Genomic DNA, 25,629 nt, shown 5'->3' with positions numbered 1-25,629 from the left:
AAAGAACGACCGAGGACGCATGACCACAACGCAGAACAACAACGCCCCCGCAACCGGAACCGGAACCGCCACAGCCGCCAAAACCCTCGCACCCACCGCCTGGCTCATCGACCTGGTGCTGCTGGGCGCGCTGTGGGGCGCTTCCTTTCTCTTCATGCGCATCGGCGCCGCCGAATTCGGCGCGCTGCCGACGGCCGCGGTGCGGGTGGCGATCGCCGCGCTGTTCCTGTTGCCCATCGCGCTGCTGCGCGGACAGGGGCCGTCGCTCGCGAAGCACTGGAAGGCCAGCCTGCTGGTCGGCGTCTTCAACTCGGGCATGCCGTTCGCGCTCTTCTGCTTCGCGCTGCTGACCATCAACACCGGCCTCGCGGCGGTGCTCAACGCCACCACGCCGATGTTCGGCGCGCTCGTGGCCTGGGCCTGGTTCCGCGAGCGCCCCGCGAACTGGCGCCTCGTCGGGTTGCTGATCGGCTTCGCCGGCGTGGCGATGCTCGCCAGCCGCAGCGCCGGCCTGCATGCCGGCGCCAGCAGCAATGCCGCGCTCTTCGCGGTGCTGGCCTGCCTGGGCGCGTGCCTGTGCTACGGCATCTCGGCCAGCGCCACGCGCGCCTACCTGGGCGGCGTGCCCGCGCTGACCACGGCCACCGGCAGCCAGATCGGCGCCACCGCCTTCCTCGCCCTGCCCGCCATCCTGCTCTGGCCGGCACAGATGCCGAGCCTGCGCGCATGGCTCGCGCTGCTGGCACTGGGCATCGCCTGCACGGGGGTGGCCTACATCCTGTTCTTCCGGCTGATCGAGCGCGCCGGGCCGGCCCGCGCACTGACGGTGACCTTCCTGGTGCCGGTGTTCGCGCTCTTCTACGGCGCGGTGTTCCTGGGCGAGAACATCACGCAGTGGATGCTGATCTGCGCGCTGGTGATCGTGTGCGGCGTGGCGCTGTCGACCGGTATCGTCAAGCCCGGATGGCCGCGCAAGGCCCCGGCCTGAGCCTGCATCGCGGGGGCGCCTAGACGGCGCCCGCGACGACATTCACCGAAAGCGCTAGCACGAGCATGTTGAAGGCGAAGGCCAGCATGCTGTGCAGCAGCGTGATGCGCCGCATCTCCTTCGAGGTCGCCTGCACATCGGACACCTGCGAGGTCATGCCGATCACGTAGGAGTAGTAGAGAAAGTCGAAGTAGTCGGGAGCATCGTCGCCCTTGCCCGGAAAGTCGAGGCCGCCGTCGGGCGTTCCGTCCCGCTGGTCGATGTAGTAGCGGTGCGCGTAGTGGAAGGCGTAGATGGTGTGCATCGTCAGCCACGAGCCAGCCAGCGCCACGAGGCCCAGCGCCACGTGCCCGGCGCGCTCCCAGCCACTCAATCCTTTCACCTGCTGGAGCAGCAGGGCGATGGCCACCACGCTCATCGCCACCACCACCAGCATCGACACGAGGATCACCACGTTGGGCTGGTCCAGCGACTGCGCCCGTTCGCGCGTGCGCTTCGCGTCGAAGGTGCAGGCCAGCCACCACGCCAGCACCTGATGCACGCCCACCGCCGTGCACCATCCGGTCAGCCCGCGCGCCATGCCGCTCATGGGCACCGACATCAGCGCGGCCGTGACGGCACAGCCGGCGACAGCGCCATAGAGAAGACGTTGGGGACCGGTGGTCGTGGAAAGGTGTCTGCGCATGGCGGCACTTTAGCGCCGCGGCAGCCAGTCTTCGCAAGACGCGGTTCGGCGCACGGCCTTAGGCTGCGCCCACCATCGAAGAACGGAGACGAAGAGCATGCCCGCAGCCGCCACCGGCCCTGTGCCGCCGCAGTTTCATTCGCGCATCTCGCGCATCGCGCTGGGAGACGTGATCCACCGCAGCGCCCGCCGCTTCGGCGCACGCACCGCGCTGATAGAGGGCGAGCATCGCATGACCTACGGCGAACTCGACGCCGCGTCGAACCGCTTCGCGCATCACCTGCTGGGCCTTGGCCTCGCGAGCGGCGACCGCGTCGGCATGCTGTGCAACAACTCGATCCAGATGGTGGTCGCCATGCTGGGCATCCAGAAGGCGGGCCTGGTGTGGGTGCCAATCAACACCGCGCTGGCGGTGGAGGCCGTCGGCTACATCCTCGCGCACGCCGGCGTGCGCCACATCGTGATCGACACCGCGCTGCACGCGAAGCCCGAACTGCGTGGCCTGTTCGATGCGAACGGCATCGCGCCGATGCTGTGCGTGCTCGACGAAGACACGCCGCCGGCCGGCCTGCCGACCGTGCCGCAGGTCATCTCGCAAGGACCCACCACGCTGCCCGACGTGCACATCGACAGCACGCAACTCGCGCTCATCATGTACACGAGCGGCACCACCGGCCGCCAGAAGGGCGTGATGCATTCGCACGCCTCGGTGCATTCGGTGCTGCTGAGCAACATGGTCGAATGGGGCAGCAGCCCCGAGCGCGCCGACGTGTGGAGCGCCGTGCTGCCGCTCTTCCACTGCGGCCAGCACACGGTGGCGATGTCGGCGCTGGCAGTGGGCGGCTCGCTGGTGGTGCTGCGCGGCTTCGATCCGGGCGCGATGCTCGCGGCCATCGAACGGCACCGCATCACCGTGACGGTCGGCCTGCCGATGATGTACGGCGCGCTGCTCGCGCATCCGCAGCGCGCGACGCGCGACCTCTCGAGCCTGAGGCTTTGCGTCTACGCGATGGCGCCGATGTCGCGCTCGCTGCTGCTGCGCCTGCTCGAGGAGTTCTGCCCCAACTTCGCGCTGGCCTCGGGCCAGACAGAGATGTACCCCGGCGCCACCATCTTCGAGACGCACGAACAGCGCCGGCGCTTCGGCTCCTACTGGGGCGTGGCCACGCTGGTGAACGAGGTCGCGGTGATGGACGACGACGGCGAGCTGCTGGGCCCCGAACAGGTCGGCGAGATCGTCTTTCGCGGCCCCAACGTGATGCTCGGCTACTACAACGACCCCGAGGCCACGGCGAACGCGCAGCGCTTCGGCTGGCATCACTCGGGCGACCTGGGCAAGCTCGATGCGGACGGGCAGCTGGTCTTCCTCGACCGGCTGAAGGACATGGTCAAGTCGGGCGGCGAGAACGTGCCCTCGATCAAGGTCGAGGAAGTGCTGCTGCGGCACCCCGCCGTGCTCAACGCCGCGGTGGTGGGCCTGCCGCACGAGCGCTGGGGCGAGGCCATCACCGCCTTCGTCACGCGCAGGCCCGACGCGCCCGCGGACTTCGAGGAGGCCGCGCTGATCGCGCACTGCAAGGAACACCTCGGTGGCTTCGAGGTGCCGAAGCAGGTCGTCTTCCTATCGGCGCTGCCGATGACCTCCACCGGCAAGATCCAGAAGTTCGAGCTGCGCCGGGCGCACCACGACCACTATCAGCGCGGCGGCTGATCCGCGCGCTGCAGCAGCGCAGCCCGCACCTCCTTCTTCAGCACCTTGCCCACCTTGGAGCGTGGCAGGTCGAGCCACAGCTCGATCTGCTTGGGCGCCTTCACGCTGCCGATGCGCGCCTTGACGAAGGACTTGATCTCGTCCGGGTCCACCTGCCGCCCGGCATGCAGCTGCAGCACGGCCACCACGCGCTCGCCCCACTTCTCGTCGGGCAGGCCGACGACGGCGCTGTCCTGCACGTCGGGATGCTGCATCAGCACCTGCTCGACCTCGGCCGAGTAGACGTTGAAGCCGCCCGAGATGATCATGTCCTTGGCGCGGTCGACGATGTAGAGGAAGCCGTCGGCATCGAGGTAGCCGATGTCGCCCGTGTGGTGCCAGCCGTGGCGCGAGGCCTCCTCGGTGGCCTGCGGGTTCCTGTAATAGCCGAGCATCACGAGCGAGCCGCGCACCACGATCTCGCCGCTCTCGCCCGTGGGCAGCAGCACGCCGTCGCCGTTCATCACGCCCACCTGCACGAGCGGACCCGGCCTGCCCGCCGAAGACAGGCGATGACGCGCGACGGTGCCGTCGGCGTTGAAGTGCTCGCGCGGCGACATCATCGAGATCATCATCGGCGCCTCGGTCTGCCCGAAGAGCTGGGCCATGACGGGGCCGATCTTCTGCAGCGCCTCTTCGAGCCTCGCGGCCGACATGGGTGCGGCGCCGTACCAGAAGCACTGCAGCGAATCGAGCTTCGTCTGCGCGAGTTGCGGATGCTGCAGCAGCATGTAGATCAGCGTCGGCGGCAGGAAGGTGTGGGTGACGCGATGCTGCTCGATGAGGCCGAGGAACTCGCCCAGGTCGGGCCTGGGCATGATCACGACCTGCCCGCCCAGCGCCATCACCGGCAGGCACAGCACGCCGGCCGCATGCGTGAGCGGTGCCAGCGCAAGGTAGACGGGTCGGCCTTCGAAGGGATAGCCCATCAGCGTCAGCGCCGACATCGCCTCCAGATTGCGCCCCGACAGCATCACGCCCTTGGGCTGGCCGGTGGTGCCGCCTGTGCCGGCGATCATCGCGACGTCGTCAGGCGGCGCGATGTCGAAGGGTGAATCGTCCAGGCCCTCCAGCCAGTCGTCCATCGAGGGTGCGAAAGGCTGTCGCTGATCCAGGCACACCAGCGCCCGCAACTTGGGCAGCTGCGACCGCATCTGCTCGACCATGGGGGCGTAGTTGCCGTGGAAGACCAGGCACGCGCAATCGAAGGCATCGAGCACGTAGGCGTTCTCGCCCGCCTCGTTGCGCGGATTGATCGGGCACCACACGCAGCCCGCGCGCGAGATGCCGAAGACGGTGGCGAATGCCGTCGCGTCGTTGCTCGACAGCACGGCCACCTTGTCTCCGGGCCGGATGCCGGCGCGCTGCAGGCCCCGCGCCACGCGACAGCTGATGCGCTGCACATGGGCATAGCTCAGGCTGGTGCCGCCCATGGTGAGGCACGGCGAATGGGCGCCGAGCTGGGCGCCCTTGTCGAGGTAGTCGACCAGGCGCATGGGATCACCCCATCCGGGTGATCACGGGCTCCTGCACCAGCCCGAAGCCGCGCAGCGCACCCAGCAGCTCGCGATGCCCGAAGGCCTGGCAGCCCGATGCGAAGCCGGCGCGCCGTGGCGGCTGCTGCAGCAGCGAGGCCGCCGCATAGGCCTGCAGCAGGCCGGTCTGCTTGTAGTTGCAGTTGCCGAAGATCACGCAATGCACGCGGCCCAGCGGACCGGAGGCGTGCACCGAGTCGACGGACTTGTTGATGCGCGGGTTCTCGCGCGGTGGCATGGTGTTCATCACGCCCGCCGCGGTCTGCGCCAGCGCGGCATAGCGGTCTTCGTCGTTCATGCCTTCGGTGGCCTTCAGCGCGGCGGCCACGATGTGCGGCACGCCCTGCATCAGCGGCTTGTTGAAGACGCCGCCTAGCACCTTCACGTTGGCCACGCGCGGGTCGCGCTTGAACCACACCGGGTGCGAGGTGCCGCCCCAGGGCAGCGCCAGCGCGGCCTCGTGCTGGCCGGGAATCGAGAGGTGGTACAGGCCCGCGTCGGGCTGCCATTCCACGTACTCGTTCTGCTCCAGGTAGTAGGCCTTCGAGGTGGCCGCGTTGACCAGGATGGTCTGGGTCGATGCGATGGTCGGGCTGCCGCCCCAGAACACGGCGATGTCCAGCGTGTCGAGGCCGGGCGTCTCCAGGCACAGCTGCGCGGCGATCTCGCCGGTGGTGTACATGTGCGCGAGGCCCGGCGACAGCAGCAGACCAGCGGCGGCGAACTTCGCGCCGTACTTCTGGTCGAGCGTGATGAGCCAGTCCTGCTCGCCGGTGGTGTCGGTGTAGTGGCATCCGGCCGCCAGGCAAGCATCGACCACTTCGGGACCGAACCTGGCGAAGGGCCCCACCGTGTTGAGCACCACCGAGGCACCGGTGAAGAGCTCGGTGAGCGCGCCCACCGAATGCGCCACTTCCACCACCTCGTAGTTCGCGGTCTCGATGCCGGGCACGTTGGACTTCATCGCCGCTTCCACCTTCTGCGCGCTGCGGCCCGCGGCGATGAAGGGGATGTTGTACTCGCGCAGGTATTCGCACACCAGCCGGCCGGTGTAGCCGGAAGCGCCGTATACGACGACGGGTTTCTTCTTGCTGCTGCTCATGTCGTGTCTCCTTTTTCTACGTGCTCACATGCCCATGCCGCCGTCCACCGCGATGCCGGCGCCGGTGATGAACCGGGCCGCATCGGAGCAGAGGAAGACCACCACGTCGGCCATGTCGCCGACTTCGCCCAGGCGCCCGAGCGGCGTCTGGCTGACCACGTCGCCCACGGCCGCCTCCACGCTCGGCGCGAGGCCGGCGGCGACGATGTCGTGGGCGAGCTTCATGCCCATGTCGGTGGGCACCAGTCCCGGATAGATGCAGTTGACGCGAACGCCGTAGCCCAGCTTGCCGGACTCCATGGCGGCGACGCGGGTGGCGCGGTCGACAGCGGACTTGGTGGCGGAGTAGCCGGAGATAGCGGGAAACGCGATGGTGGCGGCGACCGACGCGATGTTGACCACCGCCCCGCCGTTGCCCGCGCTGCCGCCGGGGCGCATCGCGCGGAACGCGTGCTTCATGCCGAGCAGCGTGCCGGCCACGTTCACGTCGAGCATGCGGCGCAGGTCGTCGGCATTCACGTCGACCACCAGCGAGGTGATCTCGATGCCGGCGTTGTTGACGAGGATGTCGAAGCCGCCGAGCTCCTTCACCGTGGTCTCGGCGGCCGAGGCCCAGTCGCCGTCCTTCGTCACGTCGAGCGGGACGAAGCCCACCTTCGCCCCCGACGCCGACAACCTGGCGGCGGTTTCGCGCCCCAGGTCGGCGAGCACGTCGCCAATCATCACGGAAGCGCCGGCCGCGGCCAGCGCCTCGGCGATGCTCGCGCCAATGCCGCGCGCACCGCCTGTCACGAGCGCACGGCGCCCCTTCAAGTCGAACTTGGCCATCACTTGTCTCCTGTGGATGTGTTGTGAGATGGAGCGGTCATCCTAGAAATCGACTTTACGACTGTCAAGATTTTTCTTGGCACTCGTCAAGTTTTTATAAAATGGCATCCGTGACACGCCGGATGCGGGTTCTCCCGCTTGCGTGCTATGGTTTGCGATCAAGAGGAACACAGGGGCTGGCAGGCATGCGGCCCGGCTTTTCAATGACGACACATCAACGGGTAAAGAAGCACGCCGAACGGGTGCCCAAGGCACGGGTCGACAAGTTCTCGGAGCGCCGCGCCGAACTGGGAGAAGCCGCGCTGACCACGCTGGCGGCGCTGGGCTACGCACGCACCAGCCTGCGCGAGATCGCGCAGAACTCGGAGTTCTCGCACGGCGTCCTGCACTACTACTTCAGCGACAAGGTCGACCTGATCATCTGCAGCGTGAAGCAGTACAAGGCCCGCTGCGTCACGCGCTACGACCACGCGGTGGAAAGCGCCACCACCTACGACGAGCTGATGGAAGGCTTCCTGCAAAGCCTCGGCGCCACCCTTTGCGACGAAGGCCACGTGCACCGCCTCTGGTACGACCTGCGCTCGCAGGCACTCTTCGAGGAAGCCTTCCGCGCCGACGTCGTGCAGATCGACAAGAGCCTCGAAGACATGATCTGGCGGATCATGAGCCGCTTCGCCGAGCTCTCGGGCGAGGAGCCCGGCATGTCGCCCTCTGCCACCTACGCGCTGTTCGACGGGCTCTTCCAGCAGGCGCTGCTCAAGCACATGTCGGGCGATACGAAGGCCGTCGACAGCATGAAGGCCGACGTGCGCGAAGCCATCGGCCGCCTCTTCACGCCGCCTGCAAAGGCGGCCGCGCCCCGCAAGCGCCGCGCCTGAAGCGCGACGGACCTTACTTCGCCTTCCTCGCCGGCGCGAGCGCGCGCGCGCCGGCCCACTGGCCGCTCTCGCACAGGTCGCGCACCACATCCGCGATCAGCGTGCACACCGCGCGCTTGGCGTTGGTGGCCGGCAGATGCACGGACACGCACAGCCCCAGCGTGCGATGCATCGACGGCAGATCGATGCGATGCGCAACGAGTCGGCCTTCCTGCACTTCGCGCTGCGCGAGGCCGAGCGGCATGATGGTCGGCCCCAGCCCCGCTTCCACCGCCGCCTTCAGCGTATAGACCGAGTTGATCTCCGCGACCACCTGTGCCGCGGAATGCCCCGCCCGCTCCAGCACCGTATCGACCAGCCAGCGCGTGCAGTGGCCGTGCGCATGCGCTGGCCACACCAGTGGCCGCGCGGTGGCCTGTTCGATGCTCACGTCGCCGGGCGGCAGCGCATGCGGGCTCTGCGGGGAATCGAGGAACACGAAGTCTTCCTCCACCAGCGGAGTGAACTGGATGTCCTCCGCCGGCATCGCGGGCGAGAACATCGCCACGTCGACCCGGCCGCGCAGCAGCTGGTCGGCCATGTTGCCGGTGAGCTCCTCGTTCAGGTGCAGCACCACGTCGGGATAGCGGCGTGCCGCCGCGCGCATCAGCGGCAGCGCGATCATGGGCGACACGCTCTGCGGCAGCGCCGCGACCACCGATCCCGACACCGACTCGGCCGCCACATGCACCGCGGCCCTGGCGTCGCGCACCTGCTTGGTGATGCCCTGCGCGTATTCGTAGAAGACCTTGCCCGCCTCGGTCATCGCCACGCCGTTGCGGCTGCGCAGCAGCAGCTGTGTGCCGAGCTCGCTCTCCAGCTCGGCCATCTGCTTGCTCAGGGCCGACTGCGCAATGAAGAGCTGCTGCGCGGCGCGCGACAGGCTGCCGCAATCCACGATGGCAACGAAGTACTTGAACTGGCGCAACTCCATCGAAAGGCCTCCGGCCGCACGCCGCGGAGTGCGGGCGAGGCCGGAGATTCTAGGCGGCACACCCTGCCCGCCGCGCTCAGCCTTCCGCCAGGCCGACGACCTTTCCGGGGTTGAAGATGTCGTGCGGATCCAGCGCCTTCTTCACCGCGCGCATCAGCGCCACCCCGTGCGCGCCGTGCTCCTCGACCAGGTACTTCATCTTGTGCAGCCCCACGCCGTGCTCGCCTGTCGACGTGCCGCCGTGGCGCAGCGCGCGCTGCACCAACCGGTGGCTGAAGGCCTCGGCGGCCTCGTTCTCCTGTGCGCTGCCGGGGTCCACCAGCACCAGGCAATGGAAATTGCCGTCGCCGACATGGCCCAGCACCGGCACGAGCAGGCCGTGCTCGGCGATGTCGGCCTGCGTCTCCTCGATGCACTGAGCGAGCGCGGACAGCGGCACGCAGGCGTCGGTACTCAGGCTGCGGCTGCCCGCCTTCAGCTGCAGGCAGGCGAAGTAGGCGTGATGGCGTGGTGTCCACAGCCGCGAACGCTCCTCCGGCAGCCTTGCCCACTGGAAGGCGCCACCCCCGTGACTGCCAGCAATCTCCCGCACGACCGCAGCCTGCTCGTCGACCTGCGCCTGGCTGCCGCCGAACTCCAGGAACAGCGTGGGGTGTTCGCCCAGCGTGGTGCGGCTGTGCGCATTCACCGCGCGGATGGTCAGCGCATCCAGCAACTCGGCGCGCGCCAGCGGCACGCCCATCTGGATCGACTCGATCACGCAGTCGACCGCCGCGCGCACGGACGGAAAATGCACCACCGCCGCGGCATACGTCTCCGGGTGCGGATGCAGCCGCACCGTGGCCTCGGCGATCAACCCCAGCGTGCCTTCGGAGCCGCAGTACAGCTGCGTGAGGTTGTAGCCCGCCGAGCTCTTGCGCGCCCGCGATGCAGTGCGCACTATGTCGCCGTCGGCCGTGATCACCGTCAGGCTCACGAGGTTGTCGCGCATCGTGCCGTAGCGGACGGTGTTGGTGCCCGATGCAGCCGTGGCGACCATGCCGCCGATGGACGCATCGGCGCCGGGATCGACCGAGAAGAAGAACCCCGTGCCCTGCAGCGCCGCGTTCAGCTGCCCTCGCGTGACGCCCGCCTCCACGGTGGCCGTGAGATCGCCGGGCCGGATCGCCAGCACCTTGTTCATCTGCGAGAAGTCGACGCACACGCCGCCCTCGACGGCCAGCAGATGCCCCTCCACCGACGACCCCACGCCGAAGCCGATGACCGGCACGCGCTCCCGAGCGCATGCACGCACCACGAAAGCCGCTTCCTCGGTACTGCGCACGAACACCACCGCGTCGGGCGGCTGCGGCGGGTAGGTCGATTCGTCGGTGCCGTGCTGCAGCAGCACGACCTTGCTGGTTGAAAAGCGCTCAGCGAACCTGCCTTGCAACAGCGCAAGCAGTTCCGGCGACGGGGAACGCCGCGTGTTCGAACGCACGGGAATGTTCACGACCGAATCCATGGGAGCCTCCTGAATGCCGGTCAGCGCTGCGACGAGACGCGCCCAGGCCTGACGAACAGCACAAGCACCGCGCCGATCACCAGCAGGGCCGCCAGCATGTGCAGCCCAGCGTCGGTGCTCTGCGTCGCATCCTTGATGAGCCCGATGAGGTACGGCGCGCTGAAGCCCGAGAGATTGCCGAACGAGTTGATGAGCGCAATGCCCGCCGCCGCCGCCGCACCGCCCAGAAAGGCCGTGGGCATGCCCCAGAAGACCGGGAAGGTCGACATGATGCCCATGGTTGCCAGCGTGAGCCCTGCCATCGCGAGCGTCACGTTGCCGTGCGAGGCCACGCTCAGCACCAGCCCCGCCGCGCCGACGACAGCGCCGATCGCGCTGTGCCAGCGGTATTCGAGCCGGCGGTCCGCGCTGCGGGCCATGAAGTACATCGCGACCACGCCGAAGGTCCACGGAATGGCGCTGAGCAGGCCGATGTCCAGCGCGCCCTTCACGCCCGTCGCCTTGATGATGCTGGGCAGCCAGAACGAGATGCCGTAGAGCCCCGAGGTGTAGGCGAAGTACACCAGCGCCAGCAGCCACACGCGGCCGTTGCCCAGCACGCTCAGGATGCGCGGCTCGGCCTTGCCGGCGTCTTCGGCCGCGATCTCGCGGGCGATGAGCTCACGCTCGGCCGGCGTGAGCCAGCGCACGTCCTTCACGCGGTCGTCGAGGTAGCGCCACACGACCTGGCCCAGCGCCACCGTCGGCAGGCCCTGCAGCAGGAACAGCCACTGCCAGCCGGCCCAGCCGTTGACGCCGCCCATGCCCTGCAGGATCCAGCCCGAGAACGGCCCGCCGAGAATGCCCGCGAACGGGATCGCCGCGAGGAACAGCGACGTGGCCTTTCCGCGCCGCGCGGCCGGGTACCAGTAGGTGAGGTACAGGATGATGCCGGGGAAGAAGCCCGCCTCCGCCGCGCCGAGCAGGAAGCGGATCACGTAGAACGACGTGGGCGAACTCACGAACATGGTGCCCGCCGACAGCAGGCCCCAGGTGATCATGATCCGCGCGATCCAGCGGCGCGCCCCCACGCGGTGCAGCACCACGTTGCTCGGCACCTCGAAGAGGAAGTAGCCGATGAAGAAGATGCCCGCGCCCAGCCCGTAGACTGCGTCGCTGAACTGCAGGTCGCCCTGCATCTGCAGCTTGGCGAAGCCCACGTTCACGCGGTCGAGGTAGGCCACGATGTAGCAGAGGAACAGCAGCGGAATCAGCCGCCATCCGACCTTGCGGTAGACGGCATCGGAGGTGCTGTCGAAGCGGCCCTCGTAGGGCTGCGCGATGGTGCTGGTGCTCATGGGTGCGTCGCTTTCCTTCGCCTGGTTCGGCTGCAGGCGATGGTCGCGTCCGCCCCCGCCGCTCGGCTGCGGGTTTCCACGCAATATTCATATGGATTGAAGATCGGCGTATCTCGCAACGAGATGCGCGAGGCAGGTGCACGCGGCGAAGACGGTGCACGCCGCGCTGGAAATGCACCGGACCGATGCGCAGGTGCGACCGGCCGCCGTAACGTAGTGTGTGGACCGGCGAAGCGCGATACACGCGCATACGCAACATGCGGGGACAAGGAAGAAGGCGGCAGACCATCGGCGCGCCCCGGGGCGCGACCCTGCGTCCCGTCGGCATCTCGACCTTGTCCAACCAACAACCGCACACCCATGAACAATCCACACACGCATCAGCCTTCCGGCACGGACGCAGCGAAGGCATCGTCCCGTTCCTTCAAGGGCGCGCCGGCGAAGCTCGCCAGCTTCGGCCTCCTCGCGCTCGCTGCCGCGCTGGCCACCTTCGCGGTCGCGCCCATCGCGGCGAAGGAGACCCGCACCGCCGCGGCAAGCTCCGACGCGTCGCCGATCTACGGCGTCACTATCCCCAAGGGCTACCGGCAATGGCAGCTGATCGCGCCCGCCATCGAGGCGGAGCCGCTGAACGAGTTGCGCGCCGTGCTCGGCAACGCCAAGGCGATCAAGGCCTACGACCAGGGCACGCTGCCCTTTCCCGACGGAACCGTGCTCGTCAAGCTCGCCTGGAAGCATGTGCAGTCGCCGGAGTTCGCACCGGCATCCGTTCCGGGCGCGGCCACCACCGTGCAGGTGATGGTGAAGGACTCGAAGAAGTACGCCGCCACCGGCGGCTGGGGCTTCGGCCGATTCATCGACGGCAAGCCCGCGGACCTGGCACAGCACCAGACCTGCTTTGCCTGCCATCAGTCGCTTGTGAAGAACCACGACTACGTGTTCACGCGGCTCGCGCCCTGATGGGTCGCAACCGATGGCTCGCACCTGCGATTTTGAAATTTAGTGTTGACGAACACGGCCCGGATACAGAGGCATACGCAAACCGGTCACGAGGTGCCTGAGCGGCCGAACAATCTCTCCATCAGTTCGGAAAAGCACATGCGATCCGACTGACAACCGCTCTTCCGAATCGTCATCACCTACCCGAAAGGATTCATCATGAAAGCTTCTGTCCTCCTCGCCGCCGCCGCAGTCTCCTCGTTGTTCGCCTTGAGCGCGAGCGCCGAGCAATACCAGGGCGTGCTTCAGTTCCATTCGAGCGCAAGCCGCGCCAGCGTCAGGGCCGAGGCCGTCGTTGCCTCGCACGGTGCCGACCCTTACCGCGAGGGTGCTTCGGCAGACGTCGCTCCCGCACTGCCCACCTTGGCAATGCGCGCGGACACGCGTGCCGAAGCCGTGGCGGCAGCCCGCGCCGGCAACATCTACGCGGACGGCGCCAATGCCGATGCGCCCCGTGCGTTCACCAGCACGCTCGATCGCGCGACGGTGCGTGCGCAGGCACGCGCAACGGCGGCCCGCGGCGTGACCGAGGGAACGCTGTAAGCGACTACCACCGATGCGCATCCGCTTCCATCGCTCCTGAGCCCGGGAAATCCAGATGGTCCTTTCCCGGCAGCAGCCCGCCGCTCGTTCCTGGTCAAGGAAGCGCGGCGTGGCTGCAAGGGCAGCGGACCGCGCCCTGCCCTAGTCCATCTACACGTCGAGCAGCCGTTCGGCTTCCTGCAGGTCCGCGGTTTCGAAGCCCTCGGTGTATTGGGCGAGCACGCCGGCCAGCAGCTCCTTGCCCTCACCTCCGCGTCCGGCCTTCTCCCACAGGCGGGCCAGGTCCATCGCCACGCGCAATTCCCACGAGCGCGCGCCCTGCTGCCTGCTCACCGCCAGCGCTTCGAGCAGCGACTCTTCTGCGCTCGCCGCGTCCGGCGTCACGGCATCCGAGAGGGCACGCGCCTTCACGCGAAGAAGCTCCGGGAGGTTGTAGAGGTCTCCCTTGGCGTGCACCAGTGCGAGCGTGTCGTTCATCAGCTCCAGCGCGTCAGCGTTCCTGCCGATCGCGTTCAGGCCTTCGGCGAGCGTGATGTTGAACGACGTGGTGAGCAGCTCGTAGCGCGACGCACGCAGCTCGATCAGCGAATCCTGGATCGCCTGCACGCCCCGTGCGGCGTCACCGCGCTTGATGGCGAGTTCGCCCTTGACGCCGCGGCCTACCGCGAGATACGGCGTCAGCGAATGCGACTCCGCATAGGCGATGAACCGGTCGATGTCCTGCTCGGCGCGCGCGAGGTCGCCAACCCACATGTAGACCGACACGGCCCATATCAGGGCGATGCACAGCGTCACGGGGTGGTTCAGGTGCCGCGCCTCCTCGACCGCGCGCTGGGCGACGACCACGGCCTGCGAAGGCTGCCCCTGCAGCCACAAGGTCCTGGCCAGCGCGATGCATGCGCGGTTGTGGAAATCGAAGCCGGCGTGGATGCTGCTGCGCTGCCGCGACACCGGGGCGCCGGCGATCGCCGCCTCCAGGAAGTGGCGCGCACGGGGCTGGTCTCCCACCAGGTGATGGCAGAGGCCCACCAGCGAATTGGCTGTTGCCTGCGCAGTCGCGTCGTCGATGGAAGCGGCCACGGCGGCGCAGCGCCTGGCATGGCTGAGCGACTCGACGAAGTCGCCGATGCGCTCATGGAAGATCTGCAGCCGGCCCAGCAGCTCGACCTGGCTGCGCGAGTCGCCGAGCTCCTCCGCCACCTGGAGGCTGCGCTCGAGCGCGTGCCGCACTTCGTCGCTGTGGCCGCGGGTGAACATCTGCGAGAGGCCGACGGCCGCCTGCAGATGCATCTCGGCGGCGCTGCCTGCAAAGGCCGTACCCAGCTCGGCGAGCGCGCGCTTCGACCAGTCGTGGCACTCCGCCAGCAACGACATCGCCATGAAAGCCGGCACGGCCGCCAGCACCAGCGAAACGCCCAGCTCCCTTGCATCGGCGCGATCGAAGCACCAGGCGAGCGCGGCCCTCACGTTGCCGAGGTCCGCGAGATCCGACGCGCGCGCCGTGTCGCGCGAGAAGGCGTCGTCCTGCTCGGCCATCTGCTCCAGCCGCTTGCGGAAGTAGACCGCGTGGCGCCGAGCAGCCGAGTCGGCCAGATCGGCGCCGGCCTTCGAATGCGCGTACGCGCGGGTGCTCTCGAGCAAGCGGTATTGGGTCGAGGTGCCGGAGCGCCGGATGGAGAGCAGCGATTTTTCCGCGAGGCTCGCGACGGCATCGACCACCTGTACCTGCGTCAGCTCCTGGTCCGCTGCCACTTCGCGCGCGGCTTCCAGCGAAAAGTGGCCCACGAAGACCGACAGCCGGCAGAGCACCAGGCGCTCCGGCATGTCCAGAAGCTCGTAGCTCCAGTCCAGCGTGGCCTGCAGGGTCTGGTGCCGGGGCTGCGCCGTGCGCTGCCCGAGCCACGAGAGCGACAGGCGCTCGTCGAGCAGGGCTGCCGTCTGCTGGAGTCCGTAGGCGGCAACGCGCCGGGCCGCGAGTTCAATGGCGAGCGCGACCCCGTCGAGCTTTCTGCAGATGCTCGCGATGACGGGTGCGTCCTCGTCGTTCAGCTCTGGCATCGCGCCGCTGGCGCCGGCCCGGTCGACGAACAGGCGCGTGGCGGGATACATGAGGATGTCGCGCGCCGCGAGCCCGGGCTGGTCGGGCGGGTTGTCCAGCGGATCGAGCAGATGGATGTGCTCCCCCTGCACGCGCAGCGCCTCGCGGCTCGTGGCAAGAATGTGGATGCGCGGCGCCGCCTGGAAGATGCGCTCGGCCAGCGAAGCTGCCGCCGCGATCACGTGCTCGCAGTTGTCCAGTATCAGCAGCATCCGCCTTTCGCGCAGGTAGGCGATCAGGCTCGGTATCGGGTCGGCGGAGCGCACCGACAGCCCCAGCATCGATGCGATGGCGCTCGGCACCAGGCCGGGGTCCAGCAGCATCGAAAGATCCACGAACACCACGGCCCCGTTGAATTCGCCGAGCATGTCCTGCCCTGTGCGGACTGCGACGGAGGTCTTGCCCACGCCGCCCGAGCCAACGATGGTGACGAACCGCGTTCTGGCCAGCTGGGCCGGGATCGCGGCCAGGTCCTTCGCACGGCCGAGCAGTTCCACCGGCTGCGCGGGAAGACCGGGTTCGACAGGGCTTGCCTCGGGTTCCGGCTGCGTGTCGGGGGCGGTGGCCGCCTGGGCGATGCGGGCAACGAAACAGTAGCCGCGGCCGACGACGTTCGACAGATACCGCGCGCCGTCCTGCCCGTCGCCCAGCGCCTGCCGCAGCATCGCGATCTGGTAGCGCAGGCTGCCGTCCGAAACCACCATGCCGGGCCAGGCCAGCGCCATGAGTTCCCGCTTGCTCACGATCGTGTTGGCATTGGCGACCAGGGCGAGAAGAACGTCCATCGCCCGCCCGCCAAGATCCACCGGCACCCCGTCGCGCTCGAGGAGCCGCTGCGCGACGCGCAGGGTGAACGGCCCGAAGGAGACGGGGCCGGCGGTCTTGAAGGAGGTGTCGTCGCTCATGAAGATGGGGAACTGCGGCGTGCCGCGCAGGCGGTGCGATGCCAGGCCGGACGCGATCGATCCGATCGGCCCGGCGAACCCGCCGGCCGCCTCGGCAGCGCGGGCGGACGGAGCATAACCGAGGGTCGCTGCACGCCGCGCGCCGGCCGATTTGTATGGCCGTGTGTCGGCCCGTCCCCGCGGTACCTGCGCATGCGATTCGGCCGTTTCTTCACACACGCGGGATACATCCGCTGTCTTCAATGGAGGCGTTTCAACTTCACGGAAATGCCTGCATGAACACCCTCCATCCATCCCTCTCGCGCCGCCACCTCCTGGCCACGTCCATCGCCCTCGGCGCGGCGTCGGCGGCCTCCAGTGCCTTCGCCATGTTGCGGCCGTCCAGCGCCTCCGGGCCCGACGACACCTCGGTGCGGCCGTTCCGCATCAGCGTCGATCGCGAAGCGCTCGCAGACCTGCGCCGGCGGCTCGGCGCCACCCGTTGGCCGAGCGTCGAGACCGTCGCCGACGACTCGCAGGGCGTGCGGCTCGCCACGCTGCGCTCGCTGGTGCGCCACTGGTCCACCGACTACGACTGGCGCAAGGGCGAAGCCCGGCTCAACGCCGTTCCGCAGTTCGTGACCACCATCGACGGCCTCGACATCCAGTTCGCGCACATCCGCTCGCGCCACGCCGATGCGATGCCGCTGATCATGACGCACGGCTGGCCGGGCTCGATCTTCGAACTGCTCAAGGTCGTGGGCCCGCTGACCGACCCCACCGCCCACGGCGGCCGCGCGCAGGACGCGTTCCACCTCGTGCTGCCCTCGCTGCCCGGCTTCGGTTTCTCGGGCCAGCCCCAGGCCACCGGCTGGGACTCCAACCACATCGCGCGCGCGTGGGGCGTGCTGATGGCGCGCCTGGGCTACAGGCAGTTCGTCTCGCAGGGCGGCGACTGCGGCTCTGTCATCTCGCATCGCATGGCGATGCAGAAGGTGCCGGGCCTGATGGCGATCCACGTCAACATGCCAGGCACCGTGCCCGCCGAGATCGCCTCGATCCTCGCCGCGGGCGGCCCCGCGCCCGCCGGCCTGTCGGCCAAGGAGCGCGCAGCCTTCGACAAGCTGGACGACTTCTACAGGAACAGCTCGGGCTACTCCGCGATGATGGTCACGCGCCCGCAGACGCTGGGCTACGCGCTGGCCGACTCGCCCGTAGGCCAGGCCGCCTGGATCTACGACAAGTTCGCCACCTGGACCTACTCGGGCGGCGTGCCCGAACGGGTGCTTGCGCGCGACGAGATGCTCGACGACATCTCGCTTTACTGGCTGACCAACAGCGCGACCTCGGCCGCGCAGATCTACTGGGAGGACCATTCGAACAACTTCAACGCCGTCGACATCTCGCTGCCGGCTGCCGTGACGGTGTTTCCCGGCGAGATCTACCAGGCGCCGCGCAGTTGGGCCGACCGCGCGTACCACGACCTGATCTACTGGAACGAGGTCGACACCGGCGGTCATTTCGCCGCGTGGGAACAGCCGGCGCTGTTCAGCCAGGAAGTGCGCGCGGCGTTCAGGTCGCTGCGCTGAGCCAAGGAGAAGCACACCCGGCCGCCCGTGTCACGCAACCACGAGCGGCAGCGTGAGCCGTGCCTCGAGCCCGCCGCAGCGACGGTTCTGCAGCTGCAGGTCGCCCTGCATCGAGCGGGCCAGGCGCCTGGCAATCGCGAGGCCAAGACCCGACCCGGCCTTGCCCTCGGAACCGCCCTGCCCTGCCCGGACCCATGGCGCGAAGACCGCCTCCATCTGTGCCGGCCGGATGCCCGGGCCCGAGTCGACCACGGCCAGCACGAGGCTCGTCGAATCGACGCGGGCGCAGACCCGCACGTCGCGGCCGTAGCGCAACGCGTTGTCGATCAGGTTGGCGAGCACGCGCCGCAGTGCGAGGGGACAGGCCATCACCGGCTGTCCGATGCGGCCGTCGAGGACGATCGCCCGGCCGGCCTCGCGATAGTCGCGCATCATGTTGCCGAGCAGGCCGTCGGCATCGACGCGCTGCAGCGGCTCGGCCACGCTGCGCTGCATCCGTGCGCTGGCCACGCTGGCCTCTACCAGTTCGCGCATCTGGGCAAGGTCGCGCTCCATGGCTTCGCGCAGCGCATGGTCCTCCAGCATCTCGCAGCGCAGCCCCATGCGGGTCAGCGGCGTGCGCAGGTCGTGCGCATAGGCGGCCTGCACGTCCAGGTGCGCCACGTCGCGCTCGGCCTGGCGGCGGCGAAGGTTGTTGATCGCGCGCGCCAGCCGCACGATGGCGCGCGGGCCGCTTTCGACGAGCTCGGGCATGCCGGCGCCGTTGCCGCGGTGCTCCATGGCGCGTGCCAGGCGCGCCGCGCCCGCGCGGTGATCCATCGCCTCCAGCCAGAGGAAGACGGCAAGCAGCATGAGGCCGACGAGCACCGACACGCACACGATCCATCGCAGGCTGTCGTCGAGCGGGCAGCTCAGCGGCGACAGCGTCGCGGCATGGACGTTCTGCCCGAGCGTGGCCACCGCGATCGCGCGCGCCGCAACCAACGCCAGGCCCTGGGAACGGCGAGCGGGTTGTGCAGTTTTTGAAACAGCCCCGGCGCGCGCGTCGGATGCGCACGCCGGATGGAAGGAACTGATGGATGCGCGGGACTTCTTCGTCATTGGTTTTCTCCTGCTGCCGGCACACGGGCCGGCATGGGAGAGATGACATCACGCGAGGGGGAGCGCACGCCATTGCATCAGCGTTTGTCGCACCCCTACGAAGGTTTGCCCTCTCCATGCGCCGGAGTGGCGCGAGGCCGGTTCGCCCCTCCTTGGCGCTTCAGTCCCGGCTCAGCGCGTGGCCGATCCAGGCCTCGAGCTCGGCGGCGTCGATCGGCTTCTCGATCAGGCAGAGAGCGGCGCTGGCCTGCACGCGCTCCCGCGTGCGGGCGTTGGCGAAGGCGCTGATGAAGATGACGGGCGGGCGCAGCCCCTCGCGCTCGAGGCGTTCGACCAGCGCGATGCCGTCCATGGCCGGCATCTGGATGTCGCAGACGAGGCAGCGAGTGCGCGCAGGAACGTCGGACGCAAGGAAGTCGATGGCCGACTCGAACGCGCGAGCCTCCCATCCGAACGAGCGAACGAGACTGCTCGTCGCGGCGCGAACGAAGGGATCGTCGTCGACGATGGAAACGAGTTCGATGGCTGCTGACAGGGACAAGGAGGAAGCCCGTTCTCTACCCCGGGGGTTTCCGGTGAAGGCACAGGAACATTCCCGCCCCTGCCCAGGATTGCAGGATACCGGCGCCGGCGCGCGGCGCCATCATCCATAGGTATGGCACCGCATCAGCAGGCGCTCTCCACCACACCCAGCGCCTCCATCTTGCGCACCAGCTCGGCAACCGAGCGCGCGTTCATCTTGCGCATTGCCTGGCCCCGGTGGATCTTGGCCGTGATCTCGGCGATGCCCATGCGATCGGCGATCTGCTTGTTCATCAGGCCACCGGCCACGTGCTGCACCACCTCGCACTCGCGCGGCGTGAGCGATTCCCAGCAGGCACGCGCCGCCTGCATCAGGCGCTCGCTCTCCAGGCGCCGCGCATCGCGGTCCAGCGCGGCGATCACCGCGTCGATCATGTCCTGGTCGCGGAAGGGCTTCGCCAGGAAATCAACGGCCCCGGCCTTCATCGCCTTCACGGTCATGGCGATGTCGCCGTGACCTGTCATGAACACGATCGGCATGTGAGGCTCGCCGTGCTCCAGCAGGGCCTGCTGGAAGGAAAGGCCGCTCTGGCCGCGCAGCCGCACGTCCAGCACCAGGCATGAGGGCTCGCCGGAGCGCGGTGCGGCGAGGAATTCCTCGGTCGTGGCGAAGGCGTGCACCGCCAGGTCGATGGAGCGCAGCAGGCTGCTCAGCGCATCGCGCACGAGTTCGTCGTCATCGACGATGAATACGCAACGAAGGGGTGCCTGAAGTGGATCGGAAGGACGCATGAAACGAAACGTTGGTGAGGGCATCGGGGTCGCCTGCCCTTTCATCGATGGCCTGGGCCCGGCCGCGGCAGGCTGAAGACGGCGCGCATGCCCGTGGGCTCGCGCTGCCGCAGCTCGAGCGTTCCGCCGTGCGCATCGAGGATCGACTTGCAGATGGCCAGCCCCATGCCCATGCCGTTGGACTTGGTGGTGAACAGCGGCTTGAGCAGATGCTCCGCCGCCCCGAGGACGACGCCCGGCCCGGAGTCCTCCACCACGATGCGCACATGCTCGTCGTCGTGCACGCAGGCCATCGACAACGGGCGCGGGCCGGGTGGGAGCGAAGCCATCGACTCGGCCCCGTTCATCAGCAGGTTGACCGCCACCTGCTGCAGCTGCACGCGGTCGCCGTGCACGGCCAGCGGCGCGTCCAGGCCCGTCGTCTCCAGCGTGACGCCCATGGTGTCCAGCGCCCCGGCGACCAGCGTCGCCGCCTCGCTCAGGGCCTCGCCGAGATCGAAGACTCCGAACTGCGGCTCCGCGTTGCGCGCCTTGGCGCGAAGGCCCTGGATGATGGTGCGGGCGCGCAATGCGCTCCTGCTGATGTGCGTGAGCATCTCGCGGGCCTCGCCGATGTCGGGCGGGCTGCGGTCGAGCCAGCGCAGCGCGGCGCTGGCCGAGGTGTCGACCGCGGCGATCGGCTGGCCGACCTCGTGCACGATGGAAGCCACCAGCTCGCCCATCGCCTTCAGGCGGGTCGCACGCTCGAGCTCGGCGAGCGTGCTGCGCAGCTGCTCCTCGGCCTGTGCGCGCTGCTGGTTCTGGTCGATCAGTTCCTCGTACAGCCGCGCGTTCTCCAGCGCGAAGGCCGCCTGCGAGGCGATCACCTCCAGCACCTCGGCCTTGGCGGGCGTGAACACGTGGGAGGCCAGGTTGTTCTCCAGGTAGAGCACGCCGACGAGCATGGCGTGGCGCATCAGCGGCACGCACAGGATCGAGCGCGGACGCCGGCGGCGGATGTAGTCGTCCTGCGCGAGCGACGCGCTCTCGCGCGCGTCGTCCACCACGATGTGCTGCTGGGTGCGCGCGACCGCCTGGACGATGGAGACCGGCAGCGTCCCGGCATCGAAGGCGACGCCACCCTGCGTGAGCGTGACGGCACCGTCGAGCACCCGCGCCTGGGCGCGCACCTGCCACGCCTCGTGCCGGAACAGCGCCAGCGTGCCGGACTCGGCGCCGGCGTTCTCGAGCGCGGTGCGAAGCAGCGTCTCGACCAGGCGGACCGGCACGATCTCGCCGGCGAGCGCCGTCGAGATGCGCAGGACGGCCTGCGCATCGAGCCCCTGCATCCGCCGCGTGTTCGGCACCGGGTCCTCGATCTCGAAGAGCCCCGGGTGCGAGGCCTGCAACTGGCGCACCTTGGCCGTGGCGCCCCAGCGCTGCCACGCGCCGCGTGCGTGGCGCAGGTTGCCGTGGGCCGACAGGTCGTCGCCGCGCCCGGCATGGAAGGCCGCGGCATGCTCGGCCGCCAGGGCTTCGACCTGCGTGAAACCGTGGCGCCGCGCATGCGACACCGCCCGCGCATAGGCCTCCACCGCCGCGAGGGGATCGCCGTCGATGCGGCACATCTCCGCGCGCACCAGCTGGAAGCGGGCCAGGAAGTTGGCCGGGCAGGCCTGGCTCCAGGCCTGGAGCTGCTTCACGTCCCGCTGCAGCGCGGCCTGCTGCGACGCATCGCGCGCGGAAAGCGCGAGCAAGGCGAGCGCGCCGTAGAACGGCAGGTCGCCGCTCTCGGCGAAGGTGCGACCCGAGGCCGCGCAGGCTTCTGCCCGGTGGCGTGCCTCGATCGCCTCGGCGAGCCTGCCACCGAGGAGCGCCGCCTGCAGCCTGTAGACCCAGTAGGCGAAGTCGACGAGCGTTGCGGGCTGGTCTTCCCGCGGCGGGCAGGGCTGTTCTTCGCGATCGCCGATGGTCCCGTCCTGCAGCTGCGCCAGCAGCACCTTCTGGGCCAGCAGCGCCTCGATCACGAGCTGGAAATTCGCGTCGCGCGCAACGGCCAGCCCGCGCTCGACCGTGTCCCGCACATCGCCGAGGTATTCGCCGGCGAAGAGCATGCCCGTGGCCTGGTTGCGCCCGCAGTAGATCGCGAAGGTGTGGTCGCCGCTCGCCACGGCCACGTCGTAGGCGCGCCGGATGTAGTCGCGCGCCGCGCGCGCCGGCTGTGTCCATGGAACCACCATGGTGCCGAAGGTCATGTAGACCCGGCCCCGGTACTGGGCGAGCCCGCGCTCGTCGACCAGGTGCAGCGCGAGCGCGCCGAACTCCCGCGCGGCGGCGTAGTTGCCGTAGCGCACGCCGAAGACCTGCGTCATGCAGACGTAGCCGTCCGCCGAAGCGTCGGAGTGGCCTTGCGCGATGTTGAGGCCGATCATGCGCAGCAGGATCAGGTCGACCAGGTTCTGGTCGGTGTACAGCGCCGGAGGGATGAGGTCCGCGAAGATGTCGGTGATCGCACGGCGCAGCGGGTCGGCCACGACGGGCAGCTGGCGCAGGGCCCCGATGCCGTGCCGGTCGATCCATTCCTGCAGCACCGCGTGCTCGCGGTCGACCGCGGCGGCATCGGGCCGCCTCGGCATGACGATGCCGGACTTGCGCAGGAAGGCCAGCCCCACGTCCAGCGCGCGGTCGAAGTTGCCGAGCGTGGTGTACAGCGCCGCGCGCAGGCGCGCGAGATCGGCCCCGAAGATGCCGTCCCCCGCGACCTCCTCCAGCGCCGACAGGCGGCCCTCCGCGGCCTCCAGCGCCCCGGTCATGAACTCGGCCTCGCCGCAGAGTGCGCGCGCGTGCAGGCCGTCTTCGCTGGTGTCGGCTTCGCCCAGGAAGGCGAGCGCGGCGCGGAAGAAGCCGAGCGCCGAATGATGGGCGGTCGCGGCCTTCGCCTGCCGGCCGGCCTCCAGGTTGAGCCGCGCGAAGTCGCGTCGCTCCTGCGGTGCCTCGACAGCCGGACGTGCAAGCCCGGCCTGTGCGGCGAGCGAGAACACCCGCGCGGAGTCGGACGCATGCCGCAGCTGGCGGCGCACGATCTGCAGGTGCATGCGCGGCCGCTCTCCGGGCGGGATCGAGGCGTAGGCGGCTTCGCGGATGCGGTCGTGCCAGAAGCCCCAGTCCTCGCCGTCGCGCTGGATGCTGCCTGCCTCGCGCGCACTGTCGAGTGCAGCCTGCAGGCGCCTGTCCGCATCGGTTCCGGGCTGCACGCCCATCGCCAGCGCGAGCTCCTGGCCTGAAGTCCGGTGGCCTAGGCACGCCATCACGCGCAGAACCGCCTGCGTCGCCGCGGGCAGTTGTTCGAAGCGGCGCGCCATCAGGTCGCCGACGGTGTCGGCGCCGGGGTGGGACGCGAGCTGTTCGAGGCTCCAGCGCCACGAGGCGGTCTCCGCGTCGTAGGCAAGCAGGCCGTCGTCGGCCAGCAGATGGAGCAGGTGCCGGGCGAAAAGCGGATTCCGCTCGGTCTTCCGGCCGATGAGGTCGGCCAGTTCGCCGACGACGCTCGCGTCCTGCTGCAGCGTGAGCGCGATCATTTCGCGCAAGGCGCCCTCGTCCAATGGACCGAGCTCGATGCGCACGGCTTGCGGCACCTCCGCGAGCCGGCCCGCGCGCAGCGGATGAGCCGCATCCACCTCGTTGTCGCGGAAGGTTCCTATGAGCAACAGCGCGGCATCGTCGTGCTGGTACAGCAGGCGCTCGAGCACCTGCAGGGTTTCGACGTCGGCCCACTGCAAGTCATCGAGCAGCATCACGAGCGGACGCGTGGGCGCGGCGAAGCATGTGATCAGCCGCGCCATGCCCTGCAGGACGCGCTCGCGCTCGAGCGCGGGGGCCGCGTCGGGGGGCGCGGGCACGGGCTGCCCGGAAGGCGCGCCGAGGATGACGCCGAGCGCAGGCAGCAGGCCCGTCAGGGTCCGCTCCACCGGCTTAGCGGCGGCGGCGATGCGATTGCGCCAGACCGCGAACTCTTCGTTCGCGCAGCCGATCACGTGCTGCAGCAGCGGATCGAGCGCCTCCACCAGCAGCGCATACGGCTTGCCGCGGCGCCCCTGCTCGCTCTTGGCCGCGGCCAGCAGCGGCGCGCCCGGGCGCTGCATGCGGGCCACCGCCTCGCGCAGGAGCGTCGACTTGCCGATGCCCGACGGGCCCGAGACCCAGGCCGCGCGCGAACGGGCGCTGTCCGCGACCTCGCGGTAGAGCGCGAGCAATGCCTGCAGCTCGGCGTCGCGTCCCAGCACGAGGCCCGTGCCGCCGGGCTTGCGCAGGGCCGAATGGGCATCGAGCGCAAAACGGGGAATGCGCCCGTGCTGGCGCAGCAGGGTCTCGCAACGCCGCAGGTCCGCCAGCACGCCGGCAGCGTCCGCGTACCGGTGCTCCGGCGTCTTCTCGAGCAGCTTCATGACCAGCAGCGAGAGTTGCTCCGGAAGCCCCGGCACCAGCTCGGCGGGCGCACGGGCGACGCGGGTCGCATGCGCGTGCACGCGCGCGGCGGCGTCGGCGCCCTCGAAGGGAAGCCTGCCGGTCATCGACTCATAGAAGATGCAGCCGAGCGCGTAGAGGTCGGCCCGCGCATCCACGCGCAGGTTCATGCGCGCGCCCAGTTCAGGCGCCATGTAGTTGAAGCTGTCCTCGTCCCAGGAGAGCTGGTCGTCGCCCGCGGCCTTGTCCTCGCCGCCGAAGGTGGCTGCCTGGCCGAAGCCGGTGAGACAGGCCCGGCCGTCTTCGCAGAGCAGCATGCGGTCGGGCGTGAGCGCGCGATGCAGCACGCCGGCCGCATGCATCGCGCCCACGGCGGCGGTGAGGCGCAGCGCGAACGCGACGAAAGCGCCTGCATCGGTACACGGTGCGCCGCCGCGGGGAAGCGGCTCGCCGCCGGGGTCCTTCAGGATCAGCAGGAAGCTCTCTCCATGGGGCACCAGCGCGACCGGCACCGCGGCCCATTCGTCGCGAAGCACGTGGCGCAACGAGTACTCCCGCTGAAGCAGCGCGGCGGTGGCCGGCGTGGTCTGGCCGCGCCCGGCCACGAGCGAGGAGGCCACGCCGTGCGCCCGTGCGCGCTCCAGGCGCGGCGTGCCTGCGACCAGCTCGCGAAAGTCCCGGTATCGCACCGACGAGGTCCCGTGCTGCGCGACAACGGGAGCATCCGGCAGGACTGCCTCTGCGTCTTCTTGTCCGGCGGGTTCCTGATGTTGCATGGGCATGGATGTGGGCCTCTGCGGCCGGCCGGGCCGCGAAATGCGTGGGCGCGAGCGGAGCCCGCCGTTGTTCTTGTTTCTCCCCGTCTTCGGGCGCACCCGGGTCCATTCGGGTGCGGATGCCATTGGAACTCCGCCGATCGCGAGATTGGCGCTGCGGTCGTTGGCTGGTGTTAGGCGTTGTTAGGCGCGGGCATGCGCCGCTGCAGTTTCGGCCGGTCCGCTTGAAAAGTAATGTCACCGCACGCCCCTCGGACACACAGGCATACAGACCGGGCCGGACTTGCTTCGCATCGCCCATA

General features: G+C 69.2%; 18 protein-coding genes. 6 read left to right on the top strand and 12 right to left on the bottom strand.

Going from position 1 to position 25,629, the window contains the following annotated elements; translation table 11 throughout:
- The first annotated feature begins 19 nt into the window (after positions 1–19).
- Entirely contained in the window at positions 20–988 is a 969-nt protein-coding gene (locus BMY35_RS13325; RefSeq protein ID WP_093199368.1) for a DMT family transporter, read from the top strand.
- 19 nt (positions 989–1,007) lie between these two features.
- Here the strand turns inward: BMY35_RS13325 and BMY35_RS13320 are convergent, their stop codons facing one another.
- Positions 1,008–1,673: a DUF1345 domain-containing protein gene (locus BMY35_RS13320; RefSeq protein ID WP_093199366.1), complete on the bottom strand. Its 666-nt coding sequence runs from the start codon at positions 1,671–1,673 to the stop codon at positions 1,008–1,010.
- Positions 1,674–1,770: 97 nt separating this feature from the next.
- On the opposite strand from BMY35_RS13320, the gene BMY35_RS13315 reads away from it, so the two are divergent.
- Complete coding sequence (locus tag BMY35_RS13315; RefSeq protein WP_093199363.1) at positions 1,771–3,384, top strand: class I adenylate-forming enzyme family protein; 1,614 nt, start codon at positions 1,771–1,773, stop codon at positions 3,382–3,384.
- On the opposite strand, the gene BMY35_RS13310 is transcribed toward BMY35_RS13315, so the two are convergent.
- Genes BMY35_RS13310 through BMY35_RS13300 form a run of 3 tightly spaced genes read right to left on the bottom strand, consistent with a single transcriptional unit; the run spans position 3,369 to position 6,888 of the window.
- A complete protein-coding gene (locus tag BMY35_RS13310; protein WP_093199361.1) occupies positions 3,369–4,919 on the bottom strand; it encodes an acyl-CoA synthetase in 1,551 nt (516 codons plus the stop codon). The genes BMY35_RS13315 and BMY35_RS13310 overlap by 16 nt on opposite strands.
- A 4-nt stretch (positions 4,920–4,923) precedes the next feature.
- Entirely contained in the window at positions 4,924–6,060 is a 1,137-nt protein-coding gene (locus tag BMY35_RS13305; RefSeq protein WP_093199358.1) for a DUF5938 domain-containing protein, read from the bottom strand.
- A 24-nt stretch (positions 6,061–6,084) separates the two neighbouring features.
- Complete coding sequence (locus BMY35_RS13300; protein WP_093199355.1) at positions 6,085–6,888, bottom strand: SDR family NAD(P)-dependent oxidoreductase; 804 nt, start codon at positions 6,886–6,888, stop codon at positions 6,085–6,087.
- Between the two features lie 203 nt (positions 6,889–7,091).
- Here BMY35_RS13300 and BMY35_RS13295 point away from each other — a divergent pair, with 203 nt between their 5' ends.
- The gene (locus BMY35_RS13295) at positions 7,092–7,766 is read left to right on the top strand and encodes a TetR/AcrR family transcriptional regulator (RefSeq protein ID WP_143080673.1); all 675 of its coding nucleotides are present in this window, start codon (positions 7,092–7,094) and stop codon (positions 7,764–7,766) included.
- A 13-nt stretch (positions 7,767–7,779) separates the two neighbouring features.
- Here the strand turns inward: BMY35_RS13295 and BMY35_RS13290 are convergent, their stop codons facing one another.
- The 3 genes from BMY35_RS13290 to BMY35_RS13280 all read right to left on the bottom strand — a co-directional run bounded on the left by BMY35_RS13290 (position 7,780) and on the right by BMY35_RS13280 (position 11,580).
- Complete coding sequence (locus tag BMY35_RS13290) at positions 7,780–8,739, bottom strand: LysR substrate-binding domain-containing protein (protein WP_093199352.1); 960 nt, start codon at positions 8,737–8,739, stop codon at positions 7,780–7,782.
- 76 nt (positions 8,740–8,815) lie between these two features.
- On the bottom strand, positions 8,816–10,243 hold the full coding sequence (locus BMY35_RS13285) for an FAD-binding oxidoreductase (protein ID WP_093199350.1): 1,428 nt from the start codon (positions 10,241–10,243) through the stop codon (positions 8,816–8,818).
- Between the two features lie 20 nt (positions 10,244–10,263).
- A complete protein-coding gene (locus BMY35_RS13280; RefSeq protein WP_093199347.1) occupies positions 10,264–11,580 on the bottom strand; it encodes an MFS transporter in 1,317 nt (438 codons plus the stop codon).
- Positions 11,581–11,940: 360 nt separating this feature from the next.
- On the opposite strand from BMY35_RS13280, the gene BMY35_RS13275 reads away from it, so the two are divergent.
- The gene (locus BMY35_RS13275) at positions 11,941–12,540 is read left to right on the top strand and encodes a cytochrome P460 family protein (protein ID WP_093199344.1); all 600 of its coding nucleotides are present in this window, start codon (positions 11,941–11,943) and stop codon (positions 12,538–12,540) included.
- A 198-nt stretch (positions 12,541–12,738) separates the two neighbouring features.
- Positions 12,739–13,122 carry a helicase SNF2 gene (locus BMY35_RS13270; RefSeq protein ID WP_093199341.1) on the top strand — a complete coding sequence of 128 codons (384 nt, stop codon included), beginning with the start codon at positions 12,739–12,741 and terminating at the stop codon, positions 13,120–13,122.
- A gap of 150 nt (positions 13,123–13,272) precedes the next feature.
- Here the strand turns inward: BMY35_RS13270 and BMY35_RS13265 are convergent, their stop codons facing one another.
- Positions 13,273–16,125, bottom strand: a complete 2,853-nt coding sequence (locus BMY35_RS13265) for an ATP-binding protein (RefSeq protein WP_093199659.1) — start codon at positions 16,123–16,125, stop codon at positions 13,273–13,275.
- 368 nt (positions 16,126–16,493) lie between these two features.
- Here BMY35_RS13265 and BMY35_RS13260 point away from each other — a divergent pair, with 368 nt between their 5' ends.
- A complete protein-coding gene (locus tag BMY35_RS13260; protein WP_371287168.1) occupies positions 16,494–17,693 on the top strand; it encodes an epoxide hydrolase family protein in 1,200 nt (399 codons plus the stop codon).
- Between the two features lie 30 nt (positions 17,694–17,723).
- On the opposite strand, the gene BMY35_RS13255 is transcribed toward BMY35_RS13260, so the two are convergent.
- The 4 genes from BMY35_RS13255 to BMY35_RS13240 form a co-directional block, all read right to left on the bottom strand.
- Positions 17,724–18,794 carry a sensor histidine kinase gene (locus BMY35_RS13255; protein ID WP_093199336.1) on the bottom strand — a complete coding sequence of 357 codons (1,071 nt, stop codon included), beginning with the start codon at positions 18,792–18,794 and terminating at the stop codon, positions 17,724–17,726.
- A 160-nt stretch (positions 18,795–18,954) separates the two neighbouring features.
- Positions 18,955–19,335 (bottom strand): response regulator transcription factor, encoded by a 381-nt coding sequence (locus BMY35_RS13250; RefSeq protein ID WP_093199333.1) that lies wholly within the window; start codon positions 19,333–19,335, stop codon positions 18,955–18,957.
- 125 nt (positions 19,336–19,460) lie between these two features.
- Positions 19,461–20,108, bottom strand: coding sequence for a response regulator transcription factor (locus BMY35_RS13245; RefSeq protein WP_093199331.1), 648 nt, complete (start codon positions 20,106–20,108; stop codon positions 19,461–19,463).
- Positions 20,109–20,149: 41 nt separating this feature from the next.
- Positions 20,150–25,333, bottom strand: coding sequence for a trifunctional serine/threonine-protein kinase/ATP-binding protein/sensor histidine kinase (locus BMY35_RS13240; RefSeq protein ID WP_256228331.1), 5,184 nt, complete (start codon positions 25,331–25,333; stop codon positions 20,150–20,152).
- Between the last annotated feature and the right edge of the window lie 296 nt (positions 25,334–25,629).

It is taken from the genome of Variovorax sp. YR750 (assembly GCF_900109805.1).
In the GTDB taxonomy this organism is placed as follows: Bacteria; Pseudomonadota; Gammaproteobacteria; order Burkholderiales; family Burkholderiaceae_C; genus Variovorax; species Variovorax gossypii.
Note: the sequence above shows the minus strand (reverse complement) of the source record. Positions and strands in the feature narration are given on the sequence as shown.